The sequence below is a fragment of the Desulfomonilia bacterium genome, assembly GCA_036567785.1.
Classification (GTDB): Bacteria; Desulfobacterota; Desulfomonilia; order UBA1062; family UBA1062; genus DATCTV01.
In genome coordinates this window covers 17,373-38,061 of the sequence record DATCTV010000055.1, presented here as the reverse complement: position 1 = coordinate 38,061, position 20,689 = coordinate 17,373, and the positions used below count along the sequence as shown (strand labels likewise).

The following is a 20,689-nucleotide window of genomic DNA, read 5'->3' as shown; positions in this document are numbered from 1 at the left end:
CCCCGGCATGCCGTTTTCGAAAAAGCCCTCCCGGTTCGGAGCTATTGAAAAGTGCAGGAAAACTCTAAAATCTAAGAAAGGGGATTGCCGTCCGCCTTCTCAATGATTGAAGTTGAGGAATACCCTTCCCTGAAGGGCAGTGAATATACCTTTCCACCTGCAGCTGTTACAATGTCGGAACCGACGATGCTGTCAATATCCCAGTCTCCCCCTTTGACCAGGATATCGGGCATGAGCGTCTTGATTAGATCATATGGCGTATCCTCTTCAAAAACACACACATAATCGACGGCATATAAAGCGGCCAGCACCTCGGCTCTTGCCTGCTGGTTATTTATGGGGCGTGTTGAGCCTTTCAGCTTCCTTACGGAATCGTCGGAATTGAGCCCGACGACAAGACAGTCTCCCAGTTTGCGGGCCTGTTCAAGATACTGCACGTGACCCGCATGGATAATATCAAAGCAGCCGTTTGTGAATACGATCTTCAGTCCATGATCCTTCATCCTGCATACTTTTCTTGAAAGTTCGTCTCTCCCTGCGATTTTAGAGCGATTCTCGACATTGATCCTCCACGGTCTTCCCGCGATACGTGAAGTATATCTCCCGAGTGCAAGGTACAGACCTGTAACATCGGGATATTTTTCGGAAAGAACATTCAGATGACGCTGGACAGTAGCCCAGTCCCCTCTTCTGATCGGCCCTGTCAACGCCGTCCTTCCATGCTTTTCAATGTTGTCAAGGGTGCCCTTTATCAGGGGAAGCATATGTCCCCTTTTTAACCCTATTTCGCTCATCAGGTCTTCAGCCATGGCTACAAGGCTCGTTATATAATTCGAAGCGACAACCGCCGCCGTATGATAGATAACCTTATCTTCCTTTGCTATTTTTAATATTTCGCCTCCCAGTTTATCCGCAATCCTGCGTGCGGTCATAAGAGCTTTAGGCGAGCCTTCCGCCGTAAAAACACTTCCTTTGAGGGCTTTTCTTGCGCTTTCCGGGTGCATGATCGATTGCAGAGGATGAAAACTGGCTGTTTCAGCCCCGAGCTTTTTTAGCGGTTCAAGGATATCCGATGTATGAAGGCCGCTCATATGAAAAACAACTCTGCCCTTTAATTTGTCTTTCCATACCAGAGCCATTGTTGAAACCACTTCTGATATCAGATCGTCAGGGACGGTAATGAATACGATATCGGCGCCGAGAGGCTCATCCGGCAGGGATTTATATACCGGGATATCGGACTTGTGATTTTCAACCTCGACCACCCATACGGGTGTATAACCTGAATCCTGCAACAGTGCTAAAATTGCCCCGCCGACTCTTCCGTGTCCTATAACGCCGAATTTACGCATCATAACTTAAACCCTGCTGTTTGAGCTTATCGTACCTTTCCCAGTCTATGGCATACTTGGAGTTTCTGAAGCTGTCTTCCACTATCTCCTTGTATTCCTCGGAATCGACATACTCGCGGAGAAGCGCTGAAGTAGGATATATCTGCTCACTTGGTCTCCAGAACTTCGTTTCCCCTGTATTAACATCTATTAGACAACCGTTGGATATGGCAAGAGACACATCTGCGAGCGGCCTGTCGACAAGGTCCCTTGACATTGCTTCAAGCTGCCCGGCATCCACGGGAGAGAAAAACGAATAGAGCCTTTTATAGATAGAGGAATAGAGCCTGGAATATATTACAGCCGCATGATAATGCTGCGGGACATCAACTACGGCCTCCTTGCCGCCGTTTTCCCCGAAAAAGTAAAGCATCGCCTGAAGATTTCTGAGTCCGCCCAGTCCTGGATATGCCTGACCGGGAAGCCTGGGCTTTTCCGGCGAAAAAACCCCTGCCGGATCCTGAAGGGCAAGCCATTCAACAAGAATCATATGCAGGCCTCCACTGAAATCGAAACGCGGAATAAAAACCTCCTTGGGCCTGAACATGCCTTCCCTTAATATCAGTTCAACAAGCCTTGTCTCCTTGTCGTATCTTTCATAATTGACATAGAGTCTTGAAATAAAATCCTCTCTTGATATCGTGATTATTATATCCTTATACCCCTTCTTCCTTATCACATTCATGAGGCCTGTTTTTTCCATAATGCCCATCAAATCGTCTTTGCTGTATCTTCCCAGAAAAAGCTCGGAGTGTGTAAAGTCTATTTTGCCCTTTTGCCAGGGCATCAGGTCATCGCTGAATGTAACTTCTTCTAGGTACTTCGGGCTTTTTTTCATTTCTACCATGGCATAGTTCTCCCGATTCCTGCGATATAAACTTTATCAGCACCGGCTTTCTTCAGGGCCAGGGCTGCGGCCCCGGCTGTCTCCCCTGTAGTGATGACATCATCAACGACAAGTACATTGAGGCCTTTGACGCCCTTTGCCAGAAAAGAGCCTTTAATATTTTTGTGTCTTGCTTTTCTATCCAGACCAGCCTGGGTTTTTGTATTCCGTATTTTCACCAGAACATCAAACCCGGCTCTTGCTCCAGTCAGCTTTGCCAATTCTCCGGCTATTAATGCAGACTGGTTATAACCTCTAACAAAGAGCCTTGTCCAGTGCATCGGTATGCAAGCTATGACATCGGGCCTGATATCGGCTTTAACCAACGATTGCCGGATTACCTTTCCAAAATATTTCTTGAGGCCCGTCCTGCCTCTGTATTTGAAGGCATGTATCGCTTCCCTTGTTTTCCCTTCAAATATGAATGCTGTTACAATTTTTTCAAAACCGGGGGGACTGTCAAGACACGTGAGACATACCCCTGATGTTCCTACCGGCTTGCCGCAAATGTCACACACAGGATCAGGAACTTCGTTCATTTGATTCCTGCAGTTATTGCACACCCCGTCCTCAACATCTTTCATAGCTGAGCATAAAAGGCATCCCGGAGGAAAAAGACTGTCAATTAACCGGTTCAGCATGACCTCTCCAAAGGTATTTAACCGCTTAATCGGCAGGAAAATGGCCGATATAGAACATTATTTTCTGCCGGTTTTAATCAATAGTATTTGTGATAATTATATTTCTTATATTTATACATTGTTGCCGGCATTGCATCAACAGCATTCAATACAGTACCGACAATCTTTTCCCTTGGCATAGCCGATATTGATGCTTTGTAATCCATCTGCCTTACATAACGGTATTTTACTACAAACACTATGCCGTCAACATATTTGGATATGACTTTCGGATCGACAGTTGCCTGCACAGGGGGGGTATCGACAATGAGATAACTCTGAGGAAATCTCTCTTTGATTTCTTCGAACAGATGCCTCATGTTTCTTGATTCCAGCAGTTCAGAAGGATTTGAAGGCGGTTCTTTTGTCGCATGCAGCATTTCAAGCCTTTCAACCGGCGTTTTTACAAGGCATTCATCAAGGGTCTTCCTGCCCTGAAGAATGTCGGCCACACCAGCGGCAGGCCTGTTTCCGAAAAGCTTATATAAGGATGGCCTCCTCAAATCGCATTCAATGAGAATAACATTCTTATCCTCTCCTCTGGCAATCGAAATTGCCAGGTTTGAAGATATGAGGGATTTTCCTTCCGAGGGAAGAGAGCTGGTTACCATGAACACCTTTTTGTCAGACCATAACGGTGAGTGATAAATGAATGTTCTGATCTTGCGGATCTGCTCTGCAATATATGTATAAGGCATATGATACATGTACAGATGATCATCCAGTTTATCTTCAATCTTAAACTCAATCTCTCCGCCGGTTTTTTTCTCATGGGGTTCAGGAGATAAATTTTCACCTGTCTTTTCAAAGGCCTTGGATATGTCAACCATTCATCCCTCCAGATTTATCTTTACGGGTTTAGAATATAAAAATCCCTGACCGATAAGATCACCCGCCTTGATTTCCGCCTCTTCTTTTGTCTGGAAAACACCAGTATTCACAAGAAACCATCTCTTTTTCTTCTCATCAATATACTGGAATACCCCGGAAGCTATCCCTTTGGCAGACATTGAATCGGAAACCAGCCTTGCTTCGGCACCTGTATTATACGAGGCGATGCAGACAGTGTAATACTGGCTTTTTATGGTTTCAAGCGGGGGAAGAACAACCGTAACATTTTTATCAACTCCATCTGTTTCATTCAACCTCGGATTTGCAAGCTTGATTGCATTGATTATCCCGGGAGAAGATTTCCCATAGTAATCCGATGCAATTGCTGAAAGATATGTCCCGGGTTTGACTTTGATTACTCTCTTAAAAGGTTCACCCGTTTCAAAAGCTGACGCTGGAACACCTGAAGCCTGAGAAAGCACATCTCCTTCCAGTTCTACAGTTTTCTTACTGGAATCCTCAGCTGCTATATGATTTTTTGTTTCACGGGGCATGTATCCCGGGATCACATATTTCAGAAATAAGGAAGCAGAAGCCAGGATCACCAATGCAATTGCGACCAGTGCGAAGACAAACCGGTTTTTTTTCAGCGGTATTTTTTCTTTTCCGTAGCTTGCCTCAATCTCGCGGAAAACTTTTCTTATAATTGAAGTAGATATCTCTTTCCTGTCTTCGATAAATCCTGCCAGCAGGGCATTGTCGCACAGAGTGTTAATCAGGCGCGGAAACCCTTTTGTCAGTGAATATATCTCTTTTATCGATCTCAAAGGGAAAATAGGTGTCTCTTTAGGTTCATAACCCGCCACCCTAAGTCTATGGTTTATATAATCTTTTGTCTCCTCATAATTGAGAGGCTCCAGGTGAAATTTGACGCTTATCCTCTGTTTCATCTGCCTCAGCATGGGGCTTTTCAGTACTGTGTTGAGTTCCTGCTGTCCGAGCAGAAGAATATGTACAAGTTTCCTCTCAGGAGTTTCAAGATTGGAAAGAAGCCTTATTTCTTCGAGCATGGCAATTGAAAGCCCCTGAGCCTCATCAACTATCAGGGCCGCACCGCCTATTTGCCTGAGTCTTTCCTCGAATTCTTTGATATGATTCCTGTTCCTTATTTCTTCGGGTATCCCTATGGCCTCACCAATAAGATAGTAGATGTTTTCCTGTGTTATGTTGGGGTTCTTGATAACGACCTTAGGCATATCAGAAGGCAATCCATTGAGCAGGGCATTCAAAAGGGTTGTTTTTCCTGTGCCGGCTTCCCCTGTAATAACTACAAAACCGCTTTTTTCCTTAACACCATACACAAGATGAGCAAGGGCTTCTTTATGCGTATGGCTCATGTAGAGAAATCTAGGGTCAGGAGCTATACTGAACGGTTTGAGCTTTAGTCCGAAAAATTCAGTATACACCTTATTTCACCGCATCTACATTCCCATCGGCTTATTGATTGTAATATGAAGCACCCAGGAAGCCGCCACGGCAATAATGCCTAATATTACCAGAGCAATGTTTATACCGATGAAAACAAATGTTTTTCTTTTCTGCATTTTTTTATCTTCTCCGGTCAGAGAAAGAGGAATTGCAGAAATGCATGTTATTCCGTTTTCCAGTGATTCGAGCTGACTTATGCTTTTAATAGAAGAATCCTGCATTTCAATCAGAAGGATTACTCCTGCCCCTGCACCCAGACCTATGGCAATACATATCAGCATAATCTTAATCAGGTCAGGCTTTGTAGGGCTTTGAGAAGGTTTGGCGAAATCAAGTATCCTGAACTGTTCACCCTGCTGCCGTTTTTCCATATTTTCCGCACGTTTTGCTTCTAAAAGTCTGTCGAGCTGTTTCTGATAATTATCCTTTGTAATCTGATAATCCCTCATTAATATTGACAGTTCCTGCTCCATTTTCGGTGCGTTTTCAAGCCTTCCCTGATACTGATTGATCTTGGCGTTCACCCTGCCTGCATCTCTCTCAAGACCCGCAATCTCATTGTTCGTTGCCCTGAGCTGAATCCTTAATTCGGTAGCTCTGGGGTTTGAAAATTCGGATGAGCTGCCTTCTTTTTTTGATTCCAGTTCCCTGATCTGATCCGTAAGTTTTATAATTTCAGGATGTTCAGCTGTATAATTGCTCTTGAGATCTTCAAGTTTCTCTTTAAGCTCGGCTATTTTCTGGTCCCTCTGAGAAGATGTTGAACCAGGCTTTGAAGTTTCCAGCAGAGATAATTGGCCTTCAAGGTTAATTTTCCTGTTTCTTGCATCGGTAAGTGACCTTTGTATGGTATCGAGATTGCTTTGCAGATTCAAAAGAGTTGCTGTATTGGTCTGCACCTGTTCCGGCAATTGACCCATGTGGGTGCTTTTGAATGCCTGAAGCTGTTTCTCATAGTCCTCGAGCGACACCTTCAATTCTTCAAGCTGCTTTTCCAGAAAGACCGTGGTTTCCGATGCCTTTGAGGCCCTGATCTTCGTATTGCTGTCAATTATGAGAGATGCAAGCCTGTTGGTGACATCTGCCGCTGTTTCAGGATCAAACCAGCTGAAAGTTATTATAAAGGAGGATACTCTTGCTCCTTCACTGCTGGCTACATTAACATTTATCTTTTTTCGGAGTGCATTGACAAGGATCTCCATAGGCACTCCTCTTGCCCTTTCTTTAGGGTAGAGTTTCATTTCATTGATTATCTGCTCAAGATTGGATCTGGAAACCACCTCGAGAGAAAGTGTCTTGACCCTTTCTTCCACCGCGGAAGTTACTGTTGCAACAACATAATTCGACGGTATCTCCTGGGGTTCTATAAATATAAGCGTTGAACTCTCATATTCCTTGGGAAGCACCAAATACAACCACAATCCCAGGAATGTAAAAAAAAGGAAAGGAATAGTTACCCAGTACCACTTCTTTTGAAGGGCATCCAGAATATCCTCAAGATTGATCTTTTTTTCCTGCTCGTTCAATATCTCATCTCTATATCAATCATATATCGGTTTTCTCTTCTAGTATCTGTATTCCCATCTTCAACATTAATTTCCGTATACTGTGTATTAAGATTGGTATAAGTTCCATTAACCGTCATCCACTCAAACGGCATATACCTTAAAATCAGACTAGCAAACCTGTCAGTGGTGCCGTTCTGAAAATTGCTTTCAGGTTTCCTTTTTGTCAGAGATCCGTTCACTACAACACGGAACTCTCTTATGAACATATGCTCCCAGGAGAGACTCACTGCCGTGATTTCATACATACCATATGTGCTTCCCGTGGTATAATCATAAGAAAAATCTCTTGATCCCGATAAAACAAAATGATCCGAATCTGTCAATCTTTCTATCCTCAATTCACCTGCCGCCATTCCTGTTGTTCCCTCTTTTTCGTGTTTCAGACATGAATATCCGGCCTTTGCATATAGAGTGATATAATGAGTTAATCTATAATCAGCCCTTAAAAAACCCTCATATATATCGCTATTGGGGTCCCTTGAAGGACTGTTTACAGTATATGCCGCTTCAAGACCTGCCCTAAGATTTCGTGAAAGGCCGTACATCCATATCCCGTCTGTAACAACTGTCAGAATGTTGTCTCGAAGGTAACTGTCATATTTATAGTCGCGTACCCTTGCAGAAAGGTCCAGCTCGTTTCTCTGTGTCGGGTTGTATTCAATAACCATCTCCCCGCTGTTGATTTTCAGGTCGTTTGAAACCGAAGTAACAGGATCATCAGGTGCATAATCCTGCTCTATCGTATACCTGAGGCTGACCGAATCCGTGTCGGAAAAATTCTTTCTGTATTCCGCAACACCTATATTATAGGTATATTCTCCCCATGTCATATCGAGTGATTGCCTTTGGGTGGTTCTCCTGTATGAATAGTTAAGATTCATCAGCTGCGTGTTTCCTGTAAGGTTCAATTCTGATTCAATGAATGCTTCATCGGAATCATCATTGGTATTCCGTTTATGATATTCCTTTGTAGCATATCCGGAAAAGTTGAAAGCAATCCTCTGGGATGCAATTTTAAAATCCAGTGTCGGTCCGACATTATATGTTGTATCACTCTGGGGATTTTGAAAATTTGATACACCGAAGTAATTATCAGAATACATGCATGATGCAAGTACGCCCGGATGGACCTCCCAGCTCAAGGCAAATGCTGCTGATGCTGGCGTGATAAGGCATACTGTCAGCAGAATGCTTCGGAACAGGCATCTTCTCACGGCACAACTATCGTATCTCCCGGCATCAGTTTAATATCCGGTCTTTTGCCTTTGATTATTTTATTGTAGTCTGCCTTGATCGGTATCCGTTTGTCGCCTTCGGTCCTCAGTATTGTTATTGAGCCACTTCTTGCCCACTCGGTAAAACCGCCCGCTAGAGAAATTATCTGCGACAAGTAGATGTCTTTATCCAGGGTGAACTGTCCGGGATTTATAACCTGCCCGTCGACATAGACCTGCTTGCTCTTCGGATCAAGAACAATTACGACACATTTCGGATCTTTTATGAATTTGGAAAGAGCCTGTTGAATTTCCATCTGTAGTTCAACCGGTGTTTTCCCGTCAGCCTTTATTTCTCCAATCAAAGGGAGCGAGATAAGACCGTCCGGCCTTACCGTAATCTGTCTTGACAGATTCTGCTCACCCCATATGGATATATCAAGACTGTCCGACTCTCCAATGATATAGTTTGCATCCGCTGCTATAGAGACAAAAGGCAAACAAAGAAAAAGTCCCATCATCAGTAGAGCTTTTTTCATCATATCTCTCCTCTATTTCTCTATTCCGCATTCCTTGATCTTGTACAACAGTGCCTTATAGCTTATTTGTAGAAGATCAGCCGCCTTTTTCTTGTTCCAGTTCGTTCCATGCAGCGCTCTCAGTATCATCTCCCTTTCCGCCTTAACCGCCGCCTCCTTGGCCACATCTTTGAGAGGGATTATTGTGGTGATATCTGCATCATGATGCTCTTTTGCCGCCTGCCCCCTCGAGGATACTTCCTTCACCTCCTGCCTGAATTCCATCTGCGCTGTGGAGACATGGGTCAGATAACACTCCAGGTCTTCAACATTTCCCAGAATTACAATCCTTTTAACAAGATTTTTCAGTTCACGGATGTTTCCCGGCCAGGGATACGAAATCAGCAGCGGATAAATCTTCTCCTTATCGACACTGATATGCTTTGCATATTTTTCATTGTATGTTTCCAGAAAGTATTCAAAAAGATACTGAATGTCTTCAGGACGCTCGGATAGGGGCGGAAGGTGAATGTTAACGACATTGAGCCTGTAATATATGTCTTCCCTGAATCTTCCTTCCTCTACGGCTTTTTTGAGGTCCCTGTTTGTTGCGGCAATAACCCTGACGTTTACCCGCACATCCTGTTTGCCGCCTAGCCTTGAAAAAGAGCCTTCCTGAAGCACCTGAAGAAGCTTCGACTGTATCGCAAGATCTATTTCACCGATTTCATCAAGAAAAATGGTGCCGTTGTTGGCCAGTTCGAACTTGCCCGCCTTTGATTTATAGGCACCGGTAAACGCGCCGCGGTCATACCCGAACAATTCACTCTCAAGAAGTTCATGCGGGAGCGCTGCACAATTTACCTTTACAAAAGGCTTGTCCCTAAGATTTGAGCGGAAATGCAGAGAGCGAGCAATGAGTTCTTTCCCGGTTCCGCTTTCCCCATCGATAAGAACGCTCACATCGGTGTCTGCTACCTGTTCGATTACATCTTTTATCTTCTGCATTTTAGGAGAAGTAAAAATAAATTCCCCTTTCAATTCATCTATTCTGAGTTTCTTTTTAAGGCTTGTAATCTCGGCAAGGAGCTTTCTTTTCTCGATTGATTTGCTTATGGCAAGTTCAAGTTCCTCTTCTTCGAACGGTTTTACAAGGTAATCACTCGCGCCGGCCCTCATGGCCTTCACAATAATACCCGTCTGCCCCAGCGCGCTCAGCATTATCACGGGAAGCTCTTTGGATGCCTTCTTGATTTCGGTTAATGTTTCAAGACCGTCCATGTCGGGCATGAGTATGTCAAGGAGCACCACAGCGACATCAGGATTCACCTTAAGCAGGTTAAGGGCGTCTTTGCCGCTCGAAGCGGTTATGACTTCAAAGCCGCTCATATTGAGCAGTCTGGAAATATACCCTCTTATGCTCTCATCATCGTCAACGATAAGGATTTTGAATTTATCTCCAATCATTTACACCGCTCAATAAAAAATTTAATCATTCTTAAATACATTAATCATTACAGGTGTTCAAGGGGATTGTTATCACAAAAACGCCGCCTTCATCGGATGGTTTAGCCTCAATCATCCCACCATGTGCATGGATTATCTCTTTGGTTATCGCAAGCCCCAGTCCTATCCCGCGCCTTGAGTTTCCGCTTATGCCGACAAAAAATTCATTGAAAAGTTCTCTGGCCTCTTCAGCCTTCACACCCGGGCCTGAATCGATAACAGACACCTCTGCCGTCTCCTGTCTCAGGATTTTATTCAAATCCTGGCTCCCTTTTGTCTGCACGAGCTTAACCTTCACAAGACCGTTTTCATCCGAATGCTTGATGGCATTGTCTATAAGGTTGGTCAGAGCCTGTTCGATGCGAAGCGGGTCGACATAGGCACATTGAATCAATTCATCCGCTTCCAGGACTATTGATACCCCTTTCTCGTTCGCCTTGATCTGCATGTCATTCACGACATGCCTAGTAAGGTCAAATAAATCCACCTGCTGCCTGTTTAAAGTCAGTTTGCCTGAATTTATGCGGGCGAAATCAAGAAGGGTATTTGTAAAATTTATTAATTTTTCGCAGTGCTTTTCGATCTCGTCAATGCACTCCTGCTGCGAAACGCTCAAGGGGGCGCCTGTCATATCTTTTGAAAGCATCCTCACATAGCCTTTGAGCACTGTAAGGGGGACCCTTATTTCATGGGAAGCCACATGAAGGAATTTTGTCTTTAACGCAAGCAGTTCCTTTTTGCTGGTTATATCCCTCACCATGCCCACGAAGCAGTCCTCTCCGTCCATGTTCAGCCTGCCTACGCTTATCTCGAGGGTCAGCTGTTTGCCGTCCTTTCCGTTTGTAAGTATCTCGAGATTAGGGATAAACCCGTTCGGACTGACGCCCCGCAATGTCCTTGTGATACCCGTCACAGCCTCTCTTGTAATGAAATGTCTGTAATGTCTGTTAAAAAGCTCTTCAGCACTGTAGCCAGTAATTTCCTGAAATTTTTTATTGGTAAGGATGAACCTGCCGTCTTTCAGGACATACATGGCGTCTATGGCATTTTCGATGAGATCCTTATACTGGTCAATTCTTTTGATGTCCTTTTCCCTGAAACGGTCAAGGGTGACATCACGAATGCTTGCTATCACCTGCCATCGGGGTTTTACCGGCAGCGGTGAGAACTCGAAATTGAGGATCCTTCCCTTGTATTTTTTATCGATTGAAAACGATTTCATGCTTGGCCTGATCTCATGCTGCGTTTCCTTTCCGACGACCTCGGCAATATTATCCCCCTGCGCAAGTCCTGTGAGTTCATATGCCTTGCGGTTGATCATGACAATTTTACCGTCGGAATCGCATGTGATGACGCCGATAGATATATACCCGAACATGCTTATTGCCTGTTTCCTGAATTCGGATACTGCATGATCGGTCATTGAAAGTTCATCCCTCAACAGCGTATTGATGTCATCCACCTCACGCATGAGCCTTGCATTTCTGAGTGCAAGGGCCGCAGGGGCAAGGATTATATTCATGAGGGAAAGGTCCTGTCTGGTGAATATGGCCTTTTTTGAGTGGCTTATATTGAGGACGCCGACAAGCTCATTTTTCCCGTATATCATCGGAAGGCTCATCAATGAACTTACCTTGACCTTCATTTCACTGGCTTCCACCATGGGATTGGACATTATGTCGCTGAGAATAACGGGCTCCAGTGTTTGCGCAACCTTGCCGGCTATACCCTCCCCTATCCTGATGTTAAGACCCAGGGGTTCTTCGGAGTATCTGCTTGTTTCATCCAGATTTCCCTTCGCCGCCCTGATTTCAAGAAATTTGCCGTCGCGCGAAGGCATCATGATTGATGCATTTTCAGCATTGGCCTCTTCAATGACGATATCAAGGATAGCCCCGGCAACAGCTTCAACATCAGGGGCATAGGATATGGCCTGGTTTACTTTTCTAAGTATGACCAGTTCTTTTGTTTCCAGATTGTTCATTACCCTCCCGGGTCAAACACTTAATGATTACGCTTTCTTGCTTTTTTGGCCAGTTTTCTCTTATCCCTTCTCTTCTGCTCATCCGCCTTCAAATTTACCAGAACCCTCTTGGGGGCCTGATCAGGCATCTGATCCATGAACATGTTGGCCATTCCTCCAAGCCCCATTTTTGCGAGGCCCTTCTTGTTGCCCTGGCCGAGGCTTCGCATCATGTTGCGCATCATCTTGAACCTGCCGACAAGCCCCGTTACCTGCTCTGCCGGCTGGCCGCTTCCTTTTGCAATCCTGTTTAATCTGCTTTCATTAAGTACATCAGGATATTGTCTTTCCTGTTTTGTCATGGAGTTGATCATTGCCTCTACCCTGACAAGTTCCCTGTCATCCACTTTCAGACCCTGCGGAACTCCAAGCTGTCCCAGTGGAAGCTTATCTAATATGTCGGCCAGAGACCCCATTTTCTTTATCATTTTGAGCTGTCTCAGGAAGTCGTCAAACGTGAAGTCCCCCTTGAGCATTTTCATTGCATCTTCTTCAGCCTTCTTCTCATCGACGACCTGTTCGAAATCCTTGACAAGGCCTACCACATCACCGAAACCGAGAATCCTTGAAGCAAGCCCTTCCGGTCTGAACTCCTCGAGCCTGTCCAGGGATTCTCCCATTCCGAGGAATTTTATCGGCTTTCCCGTAACCTGCTTTATGGATATTGCCGCACCGCCTCTGGCATCGCCATCAAGCTTGGTCAGGATAAAGCCCGATATTCCAAGTCTGCGGTCGAATTCGCTGGCAACATTTACCGAATCCTGTCCGATCATCGCATCGACTACGAGCAGGATATCGTCAGGATTGGTATATGATTTTATATCTTCAAGCTCTCTCATGAGGGTATCATCGACAACCGTACGTCCGGCCGTATCGAAAAGCACAACATCGCAGCCCTTGAATCTGGCGGCTTCCATGGAATCCCTGCATATGTCGGGAGGTGTTTTGCCCGGTGCATGGAAAACCGGCATGTTAAGCCTTCCTCCGAGCACTTTAAGCTGTTCGATAGCCGCCGGACGATAGATATCGGCCGCTACCAGCATGGGTTTTCTACCCTGCTTCTCAAGATGCCTGGCAATTTTTGCAGTGGTGGTCGTCTTACCGCTTCCCTGAAGGCCTACCATCATTATCGAGGATACGGGTTTGGTTTTAAGGTTGAGACTCGTATCGACAGGTCCCATGAGCGACGCCAGTTCGTCATAGCAAATCTTTATGAAATGCTGGTCAGGAGTTACCTTTAATTTCTTTCCGGCATGAGTTACCCTTGTCTGGACAATCTCTCCGATCGTCTTGTCCTTGACCGTATCAAGGAAATTCCTTACGATATGAAATTCGACATCCGCTTCGAGCATTGATATGCGTATCTCTTTTATTGCATCGTCAATATTGCTTTCCTGCAGTGTAGTCTTGCCCTGCAGGATTTCCTGAGCCTTTTTAAAACCGCTGGATATAAGTTCAAGCATTGTTTCTTCTCCCGGATTATTTAAGAGTTATTACCGTATCCGATAAAGTTGGCGCATGTCAATGTTCAGGACCTGCCCATAGAGAATTTTCTTTTATAAACCGTCATGCCTCACAACAGATTCTAAAAGAATTATAATGAAATATTAAACTTGCATGGAACTGTAATGATAATATATTTCCATCATAATAAATTTTTGATTTATTATCGCATCCATGCAGCCTCTAACACTGACTTAAAATACTAAGGGGAGATGATCATGGGCACTGTGAAAATGTCTTTCAGGGACAAAACCACACTCTTTATGCTGGTCTTCATGTCGATTTTTCTGCTCGCAGACCAGAGGATCATGTCGGCCATCCTGCCCGAACTTTCAAGAGAATACGGCGTCAGCGACTGGCAGCTCGGTTTGATCGGTTCGGCTTTCGTGCTCGTCGGCTCAATAGTCAGCATCCTTTTCGGCTATTATACCGACAAGTTCTCACGCAAATGGCTCCTGATCGCTACAGTCCTCGTCGGTGAAATCCCATGCCTGTTTTCAGGCCTGCCGTTTTTCACAAAGACCCTTGGCGGTTTCGTGTTCTGGAGGGTCCTTTCCGGAATCGGCGTTGGAGGAATCTTTCCGATATCCCTTTCCCTTCTCGCCGACTACTTCAAGGAAGAGCACAGGGCGACGGCCTCGGCATGGCTTCAGACCGCATGGGCCGTGGGTTCAATCGTGGGAGTGGCGGTTGCAGGTTTCATGACCAACAAGTACGGCTGGCGCATATCATTTGTCCTCATCGCTCTGCCCAACCTGCCTCTTGCCCTGATATTCGCCCTCTTTGCCAAAGATCCTCAAAGAGGCCGGACGGAAGATGCTCTTGAGGATCTGATTCAGAAGGGATTGGCCTACAAGCAGGTAATCCACCTGAGGGATTTCAAAATTATATTCGGAAACAGGACAAACCTCTGGACCTTCATTCAGGCGATCCCCGGGACCGTGCCGTGGGGCATACTCGGATACTGGATAATACATTTCTTTGAAAACGTGAGACATGTTTCTAAAGAGAAGGCTACGACGATCTTCCTCATCCTGGGTCTCGGAGCCACTTTGGGGATAATATTCTTCGGCTATGTCGGAGAGTGGCTGTACAGAAAAAATCCGAAATACAATCCGCTTATGTGCGGTTTTGTAGTTCTGCTGGGTTGCATCCCTGCTTTCATGCTCGTTAACATAAGCTTTGATGCCGCAGGCGCCGGCTTTTATGCCTATCTCTGCCTGGCATTCCTCATGGGATTCCTGGTAGTCGTCGCAGCCCCGAACTGCAAGGCAATCCTCATGAACGTTAACCGGCCAGAGCACAGAGGAACCGTTTTTGCCTGCTACAATATCACCGAGAACATCAACCAGGGACTGGGACCAATGATCGGAGGGCTGCTGCTGCCGTTCGGTTATCTGTTCATGATGAACTTCTCCATATTCTGGTGGGTCCCGTGCGGGCTGATGCTGTTGATAGTCGCCAGATTCATAACGTTTGACAGGGACGCGCTAAGGAAACTGCTCGAAGAACGTGCAGAAGAAATGAAGAAAGAATAATAATCCGGAGGCAGGTATGGCTATAACTTTCGATAAGGATAAAGGCATCTTCAAACTGAGGGCGGGTTCGAGTGATTATGTGATCAAACTCGCATGGGGCGATCTTGTACACCTCTACTGGGGAAAGGCGGTAACAGATGCCGATCTTTCGCCATTCATCCGGCAGGCGATAAGGGTCTACTCTCCTGACACGCATCCGGGCGAATTCGTATCGTACGACTTTCTGCCTCTCGAATACCCGTTCTATGGCACCGGCGATTTCAGGCAGCCCGCTTTTCAGGTGCAGACCTCTGACGGCTACAGGCTGGCTGAGCCCAAATATCAGGGGCATTCGATAACAAAGGGTAAACCGGCTCTCGACGGACTGCCTGCGACATACGTTGAAAATGCAGATGAAGCCGAGACCCTCGTGATCGACATGTTCGACCCGCTGATCGGATTGAGGGTTCTGTTGAGCTACACAGCTTTTGAAAGATACAACGCCGTTGCACGCTCGGTAAAATTCATCAACGAAAGCGCATCGAACATAAAGCTTTTAAGGGCGCTGTCTTTCAGTCTTGACTTCATGAACTGCGACTTCGAGATGCTTCAGCTTTCAGGTTCATGGGGCCGCGAACGGCATATACACAAGAGGCCTCTTGTGCCCGGTACACAGTCTATAGAGAGCAGGCGCGGCGTGAGCAGTCACCAGCAGAATCCGTTTATCGCCCTTCTGAAAAAGGACTCGACGGAAGACACGGGTGATGTCCATGGATTTTCCCTTGTCTACAGCGGTTCATTCCTTGGTTCGGTCGAGGTTGATCAGTATGATTACACCCGTGTGGCCATGGGCATAAACCCGTTTGATTTCGGCTGGACGCTGGAACCGGGCGAAAAATTCCAGACACCCGAAGCCGTTCTAGTATACTCAGATTCAGGGCTCACCGGAATGTCGCAGACATACCACGAACTCTATTCAAAGAGACTCTGCCGGGGCTTTTACCGGGATAGAGAGCGCCCGGTATGCATCAACAACTGGGAGGCCACCTATTTCGCATTCAACGAGGAACAGCTTTTAGGTATAGCAAAAGACTTCAAGGAACTCGGCGCAGAAATATTCGTCGTTGACGACGGGTGGTTCGGGCAGAGAAACGACGACTCGTCCTCGCTTGGCGACTGGTTTGTCAACAAGGAGAAGCTTCCGGGCGGACTAAAATCGCTCGGGGAAAAGGTCCTTTCTCTCGGTATGGAATTCGGCGTCTGGGTCGAACCCGAGATGATTTCGAAGAACAGCGAACTCTACCGAGCACATCCGGACTGGTGCATACACGCGCCGGGCAGGAGGCAGACGGAATCGCGCAATCAGCTCGTGCTTGACCTGTCCCGCGCCGACGTCTGCGAATACGTGATAAACGTGCTCAGCGACGTGTTTTCAAGCGCACCCATCACCTATGTGAAATGGGACATGAACAGGAGCCTTACTGAAATAGGCTCGTCCCTTGCCACACCTGAGAGACAGATTGAAACGGCGCACCGTTTTGTCCTTGGGCTTTACGGCATACTCGATACGCTTACGGCGAAATTTCCACACATACTTTTCGAGAGCTGCGCCAGCGGCGGCGGCAGGACTGACCCGGGCATGCTCGCATACATGCCTCAGACATGGATAAGCGATGACACGGATGCATTCGAGCGCATAAAGATACAGCACGGAACCAGCATCGTCTATCCGCCGATAAGCATTGAAGTGCATGTGTCGGCATCGCCCAATCATCAGATACACAGGATGACCCCGGTTATGACGCGCCTGCATGCAGGCATGGCTGGGAACTTCGGCTTTGAGATAGACGCTTCCAAACTCACGTCCCAGGAAAGGGAACTGATAAAGACGAATATCGCGCTTTACAAGGAAATCAGGCCGATAGTCCAGTTCGGAAGATTCTACAGAATTTTAAGTCCATTCGAAGGAAACGAAACAGCCTGGATATACGTGACCGAAGACAAGGCAAAGGCCGTGCTTTTCTATTTCAAGAAAACTGCTGGCGCCCACGAGCCCTTCAAGATTTTAAAACTCAAAGGACTTGACCAGGCTAAAAACTACACACTGGTCGGTCTCAATCAGTCCTTCAGCGGAGACACCCTCATGAATGCCGGCATCAACACACCGGGTGTCATCGGCGATTTCGGCAGCTCGATGATCAGGCTTTACAGCGAATAACAGGAGAGGTTATGAAACTGAAACTATCGGTATTTCTTGGCAATGCGGGCTCGTGTTCCGACAGGTTCTGCTCTGCCTATGACAGGCCGTATTCCACAGAGGAACTCTTTGAAAGGATTGCATCGGTGGACGGCCTTACAGGGGTGGATCTCGTGGGCACGGATGACATCCTCGATAATCTTGATGAAGTAAAGACGTGTCTTAAGCGCACAGGCCTCTCGGTCGTATCCATAGTGCCGGATCTGTTTTCACGGGCCGAATACAGGCAGGGTACATACTCTTCCATCGACCGGGCCGTTCGCAGGGATGCGATCGCACATACCAAAAGGGTGATCGACGCAGCTGTGGAACTGGGCTGCAGCCTTGTCGCCCCATGGCCGGGACAGGACGGCTATGACTATCTCTTCCAGACCGACTACGAGACGGAACGTACGCTTTTCGAAGAGGCCATAAAGGAGCTGTGCGATTACAACAAGGACATCAGGATCGGACTCGAATACAAACCCAAGGAGCCGCGAAACCGCTGTTATGCAAGTACTGCTGCCGTAACGCTCCTGATGCTCTTGCAAACCGGCGCATCCAACTGCGGGGTGGTGCTCGATTACGGCCATGCCCTGTATGCCTATGAGAATCCTGCCGAGGTGGTAGCGATGCTTCATAAATACGGCGACAGACTCCTGCACATCCATATCAACGACAATTACCGCTACTGGGACGATGACATGATAACGGGAAGCGTACATACTCTCGAATACCTTGAGTTTTTCTACTGGCTCAAACGTACGAACTATTCCGGTTGGATTACAATCGATCAGTTTCCTTACAGGGAGGACGGCCGGGACGCCATAGCAGAGAGCGCCGCCTGGCTTACAAAGTTTCATGAGATAATTGAAAAGGCGGACGCCGGAGAAATCGAAACGGTACTTAAGAAAAAAGATGCTACATTCTCAAGCAAATTAATGCGCAGGCTGCTTTTTGGATAGACAATTATAGTATTACAATGTATTACAACGTAAAATGGAGGTGAAATATGGCACAAACAAGCATCGCTTTACGCTTACCAGAAGAAATAAATAATATACTAGATCAATACGCCAGACTCATCGACCGCCCGAAAAGCTGGCTCATCAGGAAAGGCATAGATGCTATCATTCAGGAGATGGAAGATATGGAGATTGCAAACAAAAGATTGAACGACCCGCATGCTGAATACAGGGATTTTGATGAAATCAAGAAAGAACTCAATCTGCGTTAAATTTGATAAAAGGGCGGAAAAGGAATTTAAGGAACTACCCAGGAGCTATCAGGTAAAAGTTACAGAAGCGATCAATGAGTTGTACACAGAACCGCTTAAGGGTGAACCTCTTTCCGGTGAATACAGATATTTAAGAAGACTACGGGTAGGCGTTTACCGTATAATATATCACTTCAAAAAAGATGAGCTTTTAATCCTCGTTCTGCGAATTGGACACAGAAGAGAGATTTATCGGAAATGAATCTCATTGATCCTTTACAAACTTTTAGATTAACTTGAGAGTTGAAATGAAAGAAAAGCTCACGAGAGAAATTGCATATCATGATATCAGAATCGGAGAAGGTCTTAATAATTCATTTCTATATTTATTCCATCTGAGATACCAATTGCGCCTCGATCAAACAAGAAGAGATAATGAAAAACATCGTCTTTGTGAGTTATTCTTAAACGCAATACAATATAACAAGGGAATTAATCCAAATGATTTAATGAAAGTACCTGCTAATTAAAACTTTGGTTGTTTAAATTAGAATAAATGCAAAAAAGGATAAATTGATCATGCTGGAAGACGCAAAGAAACTGGTGCTTGAGATAGCGAAGCTCGTCTGGGAGAGAAGGCTGTCCGATACGGCAGGGGGCAATATAAGCGTACGGGAAGGCGATCTTGTCTGCTGCACGCCGAGGCTCATGGGTTACCGTCTGCGCTGGCAGATAAAGGACGCGGACCTGTCAGTCGTCGATCTTGACGGCAATGTCCTCGAAGGGCCGGCACAAATAACCAGGGAGGGAAAACTGCATCTCGCACTTTACAGGGAATTTCCCGAGGCTCATGCCGTTATACACGCCCACCCGTACTGGACGAACGTGTTCGTTGCAAAGGCAAGGCCCATCGTTCCCAAACTGGAAACGACCGAAAAATTCGGGACAATCGGCTGCTGCAAAGAGGCGCACGGCTACTCCGAGGAGCTTATAAAAAGTGTTCTGGATCATTTCCGGACTAAAAAAACTCAGTGGGAGAAAAGTCCGCTTATGGCCATTATGCCGCGCCATGGAATCATCGCAGTAGGCAGGGACATGAACGCCTGCTTTGACATCGTCGACAGGATAGAAACCGAATGCCGCTGCCAGATTCTGGGAAAGCTGCTCGACCTATGATACTGGCCGTAACGCTGAATCCTGCAATCGATTTCACTGTTTTTGGAGACAGCTTCAAGACAGGCACCACAAACCGCGGGCAGGATGTCTTTCCCGATGCCGGAGGCAAGGGTAACAATGCGGCCAGGATTGCAAGGCTGCTCGGAAGCGATGTCATGGTTACGGGTTTTCTGGGCGGTTTCACGGGCGACTTTATCACCTCGGAGCTTGAGCGTGAAGGAATCCGGACGGTATTCTATCGCATAAATGACCTGACCCGCATCACGCTTGCCTTTATTGACAAGAAAAACCAAAGTGAAACAAAGGTCGTCCCGTTCGGGCCGAAGATTTTTACACAGCAGGCCGATGCGTTCTGCAGCCATTTTGAAGAGCTGCTGATTAAAAACGATTTTTCAATAGTTGCATTATGCGGGTCGCTCGCCAACGGCCTGTCCGACGATTATTATTCCAGGCTTGTGAGCATCGCAAATGCACATGACATCCCTGTCGTGCTGGATACGAGCGGCAAGGCGCTGGAAAAAGGGATCGAATCCTCACCCTTTATGATAAAACCCAACCTGGATGAAGCAGCAGAACTTTCGGGATTAAACCAGGTCGATGAAATCATCTCATTTCTTAGAACGCTCACACCGAAGATCGGAACCGTATCGCTCACTTTGGGAAAAGACGGCGCGTTCTTCATCACAAGGAACCACTCGACTAGGGCAAGGGTAACAGGTGTTGATGCCGTAAACCCGGTAGGAGCGGGAGATGCATTCGTCGGCGGTTTCCTGGCGGCCTATGACAAGTTCGGAATGGATACTCACAAGCTTTATTCCTGGTCAATTGCGGCTTCAGCCTGTACGGCACAATCAAAGGGGCTCCTCTGGCCGCCGGATATATTCAATGAAATGCTCAAATCGGTTGACATCGAAATTATATAGGTTCCGTAAAATA

18 protein-coding genes and 1 pseudogene are annotated in these 20,689 nt (G+C 46.3%); 7 read left to right on the top strand and 12 right to left on the bottom strand.

The window, feature by feature from the left end; genetic code table 11:
* Positions 1 to 71: 71 nt before the first annotated feature.
* From rfaE2 to ffh, 12 genes and pseudogenes are all read right to left on the bottom strand, one after another.
* On the bottom strand, positions 72 to 503 hold the full coding sequence (gene rfaE2 / locus VIS94_14660; protein ID HEY9162315.1) for a D-glycero-beta-D-manno-heptose 1-phosphate adenylyltransferase: 432 nt from the start codon (positions 501 to 503) through the stop codon (positions 72 to 74).
* Positions 504 to 608: 105 nt separating this feature from the next.
* Positions 609 to 1,352 (bottom strand): annotated as a pseudogene (locus tag VIS94_14655) (Rossmann-like and DUF2520 domain-containing protein).
* Positions 1,345 to 2,238 carry a hypothetical protein gene (locus VIS94_14650; protein HEY9162314.1) on the bottom strand — a complete coding sequence of 298 codons (894 nt, stop codon included), beginning with the start codon at positions 2,236 to 2,238 and terminating at the stop codon, positions 1,345 to 1,347. Before VIS94_14650 ends, VIS94_14655 begins: the two are co-directional and overlap by 8 nt.
* Positions 2,232 to 2,918, bottom strand: coding sequence for a double zinc ribbon domain-containing protein (locus VIS94_14645; GenBank protein ID HEY9162313.1), 687 nt, complete (start codon positions 2,916 to 2,918; stop codon positions 2,232 to 2,234). Before VIS94_14645 ends, VIS94_14650 begins: the two co-directional genes overlap by 7 nt.
* Before the next feature lie 77 nt (positions 2,919 to 2,995).
* Positions 2,996 to 3,787 carry a CpsD/CapB family tyrosine-protein kinase gene (locus VIS94_14640; protein ID HEY9162312.1) on the bottom strand — a complete coding sequence of 264 codons (792 nt, stop codon included), beginning with the start codon at positions 3,785 to 3,787 and terminating at the stop codon, positions 2,996 to 2,998.
* Positions 3,788 to 5,254, bottom strand: coding sequence for an AAA family ATPase (locus VIS94_14635; GenBank protein ID HEY9162311.1), 1,467 nt, complete (start codon positions 5,252 to 5,254; stop codon positions 3,788 to 3,790).
* Between the two features lie 15 nt (positions 5,255 to 5,269).
* Complete coding sequence (locus VIS94_14630) at positions 5,270 to 6,802, bottom strand: GNVR domain-containing protein (GenBank protein HEY9162310.1); 1,533 nt, start codon at positions 6,800 to 6,802, stop codon at positions 5,270 to 5,272.
* The gene (locus VIS94_14625) at positions 6,799 to 8,058 is read right to left on the bottom strand and encodes a hypothetical protein (GenBank protein HEY9162309.1); all 1,260 of its coding nucleotides are present in this window, start codon (positions 8,056 to 8,058) and stop codon (positions 6,799 to 6,801) included. The genes VIS94_14630 and VIS94_14625 overlap by 4 nt, the downstream gene beginning before the upstream one ends.
* Positions 8,055 to 8,597 carry a polysaccharide biosynthesis/export family protein gene (locus tag VIS94_14620; GenBank protein ID HEY9162308.1) on the bottom strand — a complete coding sequence of 181 codons (543 nt, stop codon included), beginning with the start codon at positions 8,595 to 8,597 and terminating at the stop codon, positions 8,055 to 8,057. Before VIS94_14620 ends, VIS94_14625 begins: the two co-directional genes overlap by 4 nt.
* Before the next feature lie 12 nt (positions 8,598 to 8,609).
* Entirely contained in the window at positions 8,610 to 10,043 is a 1,434-nt protein-coding gene (locus VIS94_14615; protein HEY9162307.1) for a sigma-54 dependent transcriptional regulator, read from the bottom strand.
* A gap of 40 nt (positions 10,044 to 10,083) precedes the next feature.
* Entirely contained in the window at positions 10,084 to 12,066 is a 1,983-nt protein-coding gene (locus VIS94_14610; GenBank protein ID HEY9162306.1) for a PAS domain S-box protein, read from the bottom strand.
* A 20-nt stretch (positions 12,067 to 12,086) separates the two neighbouring features.
* On the bottom strand, positions 12,087 to 13,568 hold the full coding sequence (gene ffh, locus VIS94_14605; GenBank protein ID HEY9162305.1) for a signal recognition particle protein: 1,482 nt from the start codon (positions 13,566 to 13,568) through the stop codon (positions 12,087 to 12,089).
* A gap of 258 nt (positions 13,569 to 13,826) precedes the next feature.
* Between ffh and VIS94_14600 the strand changes: the two genes are divergently transcribed.
* The 7 genes from VIS94_14600 to VIS94_14570 all read left to right on the top strand — a co-directional run bounded on the left by VIS94_14600 (position 13,827) and on the right by VIS94_14570 (position 20,676).
* Complete coding sequence (locus tag VIS94_14600; GenBank protein HEY9162304.1) at positions 13,827 to 15,146, top strand: MFS transporter; 1,320 nt, start codon at positions 13,827 to 13,829, stop codon at positions 15,144 to 15,146.
* A 16-nt stretch (positions 15,147 to 15,162) separates the two neighbouring features.
* A complete protein-coding gene (locus VIS94_14595; protein HEY9162303.1) occupies positions 15,163 to 17,343 on the top strand; it encodes an alpha-galactosidase in 2,181 nt (726 codons plus the stop codon).
* Positions 17,344 to 17,354: 11 nt separating this feature from the next.
* The gene (locus VIS94_14590; GenBank protein ID HEY9162302.1) at positions 17,355 to 18,326 is read left to right on the top strand and encodes a sugar phosphate isomerase/epimerase; all 972 of its coding nucleotides are present in this window, start codon (positions 17,355 to 17,357) and stop codon (positions 18,324 to 18,326) included.
* Between the two features lie 47 nt (positions 18,327 to 18,373).
* Positions 18,374 to 18,598 carry a DUF6290 family protein gene (locus tag VIS94_14585; GenBank protein ID HEY9162301.1) on the top strand — a complete coding sequence of 75 codons (225 nt, stop codon included), beginning with the start codon at positions 18,374 to 18,376 and terminating at the stop codon, positions 18,596 to 18,598.
* A complete protein-coding gene (locus VIS94_14580; GenBank protein HEY9162300.1) occupies positions 18,567 to 18,839 on the top strand; it encodes a type II toxin-antitoxin system RelE/ParE family toxin in 273 nt (90 codons plus the stop codon). The genes VIS94_14585 and VIS94_14580 overlap by 32 nt, the downstream gene beginning before the upstream one ends.
* A gap of 317 nt (positions 18,840 to 19,156) precedes the next feature.
* Positions 19,157 to 19,753 (top strand): class II aldolase/adducin family protein, encoded by a 597-nt coding sequence (locus VIS94_14575; protein HEY9162299.1) that lies wholly within the window; start codon positions 19,157 to 19,159, stop codon positions 19,751 to 19,753.
* Positions 19,714 to 20,676, top strand: a complete 963-nt coding sequence (locus VIS94_14570) for a 1-phosphofructokinase family hexose kinase (protein ID HEY9162298.1) — start codon at positions 19,714 to 19,716, stop codon at positions 20,674 to 20,676. Before VIS94_14575 ends, VIS94_14570 begins: the two co-directional genes overlap by 40 nt.
* The last annotated feature ends 13 nt before the right edge of the window (positions 20,677 to 20,689 follow it).